At 52.7% G+C, this 1,745-nt stretch carries 2 protein-coding genes; one reads left to right on the top strand and one right to left on the bottom strand.

Annotated elements, in window-relative coordinates:
* Positions 1-308: 308 nt before the first annotated feature.
* Positions 309-830: a DUF2199 domain-containing protein gene (locus tag PQU95_RS18445; protein ID WP_272753356.1), complete on the bottom strand. Its 522-nt coding sequence runs from the start codon at positions 828-830 to the stop codon at positions 309-311.
* Between the two features lie 268 nt (positions 831-1,098).
* Here PQU95_RS18445 and PQU95_RS18440 point away from each other — a divergent pair, with 268 nt between their 5' ends.
* Entirely contained in the window at positions 1,099-1,626 is a 528-nt protein-coding gene (locus PQU95_RS18440) for a hypothetical protein (protein ID WP_272753355.1), read from the top strand.
* Positions 1,627-1,745: the final 119 nt, after the last annotated feature.

Here is a 1,745-nt window from a genome sequence, read left to right as displayed (position 1 = left end):
TGGACCATGCCGATTCGGGATTGGAAGGCGGCGCTGACTCGCTTTACCATTCAGTTCGAGGAACGCATTCCACAGGCGTAACCCAAACCCCGTTTACACAAAAATTCGGACAGGCCCGATTTCCTCGATGGCCTCAAGTTGCTCTCGTGCATCCTGGATGTTCATCAGAACAGTATGGCGCTGAATCATGTTGTGTTCCTGCAAGTTGCCACTTGCCCGGCGCGTGCCATGGCAAGGCAAGTTTGGGTGGTACCCGGCCCGTTGGCCGCGCGAGTGGCAACGGTCAGGCGGTATAGTGGCAAACTGGTTTAGCTGGCGTGCAGCAGGAACTCGGCAATCTGCTGCGCTTTGGCAATGCTGATGCCCTGCTTTTGATCCACGATCAGAGGATGATCGTTTTCGCCATCCTGATGCAGGAACAGCAGCGGGCGCTGGCCGTCAGCCGGCACCACGACATCGCTTGCCAGCGCACCCGCCGCCGGGTACCAGGGTACGGCATTGCATACCCAGCCGAAGAAACAGTTCCCGGCCACCGGGTTGTCGAAGGTTTCAACATAGCGTTCGAAACTCCGCTGCGAGACCGATACCCACAGCCCCCACAAAAACGGTTCTTCTACCCCGTGTATGGGCACTTCCAGCAGTGCCCGAATGAAATAATCGCAACCTTCGTCGTGCTTGATCATGCACAAATCGTCATCCAGATGGCCCATCGATGCCTTTTCTACTTCATTGAGGCAGGCGTAGTGATCCGGCGCGTTAAACGCATACGACGGTGACCCTTCGTGGATCTCGTTGCAGCAGGTGCATGTGAAAGCAAAGATGGCAGCCATATTGGGCGTTGAAACCAGATGTGGAAGAGAACGCGCTTAGCGCGCCTACTTTAGGGTGGATGGGTTTAGAGTGCAATGATATTGGCGTAGCATGAACACTGGCAATGACATGGCGTGCTGCTTGTTACCAGGCCACGCCTGGCCAAGCCCTTGACGCATCTAGGATCAAAGTCGTCACGACCGCTTGAATGTCGCTGCCGTTACCTTGGTTTGATACGGGTTAGCCTTATCCTACGTGGGGCTGAAATAAAGAAAGAAGGATACATAGATGGCATTTACTACCGAAGCACCTTGGCTGCGTCGCGAGCTAAGCGAAAGTGAAATGCGCCAGGTCATGCTGGATTCGATTTCCGATAAGGCTTGCTGGCAAGTAGGTAAATATCTCGGGTCAATGCTGTATATGGACTTCGGCGGCATCATCCAGATTCGCCCTGTGGTGAGTAAACGTGCGATTCAGGCGGGTGAAGCTAGGCTGAGGATTCGGGATTGCTTCTGGAGACTGGCCGACGGGAGCCGGGTGATTGTGGATAGCGAATCCATTACTGATGATAATGCGGCAGAAAAATTAAAATACTTAGAAGGTGTATTTCTGCGTAATTTTCTAGTGCTTGAATCCAATATGGTGGACTTGGTTTTCTCAAATCATGTGGTGTTGTCTTTGGATACAAGCAATCAGTACGAAGCGGAAGACGATATTGCCGAGTTTGTCGCGCCGAATGGGCGCATTTACACCATCGGGCCTGGTGGTGCGTTTTTTCTTTCGGATGAAGTTGATACGGCGCGATTTGTTCAGTAGCTGTCGCATCCCTGACGATCATATAAGCAATCGGCTACTCAAACTGAACACAGCACGAGAAGTCATGGGTATCCTGCTACAACTCTCTCGAGCGCCCAACCCATGATCGTCAAACTGCA

The organism is Vogesella aquatica (assembly GCF_028548455.1).
GTDB classification, from domain to species: domain Bacteria; phylum Pseudomonadota; class Gammaproteobacteria; order Burkholderiales; family Chromobacteriaceae; genus Vogesella; species Vogesella aquatica.
This window is presented reverse-complemented; position numbering and strand designations above follow the sequence as displayed.

Bases quoted from the DNA above. Each gene is read 5' to 3' on its own strand.
- PQU95_RS18445 (WP_272753356.1), bottom strand. From the start codon at position 830: ATGGCTGCCATCTTTGCTTTCACATGCACCTGCTGCAACGAGATCCAC.
- PQU95_RS18440 (WP_272753355.1), top strand. From the start codon at position 1,099: ATGGCATTTACTACCGAAGCACCTTGGCTGCGTCGCGAGCTAAGCGAA.